Genomic DNA, 378 nt, shown 5'->3' with positions numbered 1-378 from the left:
CGTATGCGCTTCTTCACTTGACCATATAACCCCAAGCAATCTGGTTATACTGTGAAGACGACATTCGCCGAAAATTCGCATTTCGCTCAATTAAGAGCAGAACTCACAAATTTTACCTTAGCCTGATCCACCAGCAGTGAAACTGGTGTTCAGTCTATATCTATCACATATCCGAATTTTTAAAGAACGGTCTGACAAAAGCCAGAAATCAACATTCACAAGGAATGCTCATTTCTGAGTTCTGATCAGCAAATGAATCAAGCAATTCGTGTGGGAGCTCATCAGCAGGCTGATGTCGTCGATTAAGGAGGTGATCCAGCCGCAGGTTCCCCTACGGCTACCTTGTTACGACTTCACCCCAGTCATGAATCACACCGT

The 378-nt window shown here is 44.4% G+C and carries 1 rRNA gene; it reads right to left on the bottom strand.

The window, feature by feature from the left end:
- Positions 1-303 precede the first annotated feature (303 nt).
- Positions 304-378, bottom strand: a 16S ribosomal RNA gene (locus F3J44_RS29485); the annotation flags it as partial.

This window comes from Pantoea sp. Tr-811 (genome assembly GCF_011752535.1).
Lineage (GTDB): Bacteria > Pseudomonadota > Gammaproteobacteria > Pseudomonadales > Pseudomonadaceae > Aquipseudomonas.
Note: the sequence above shows the minus strand (reverse complement) of the source record. Positions and strands in the feature narration are given on the sequence as shown.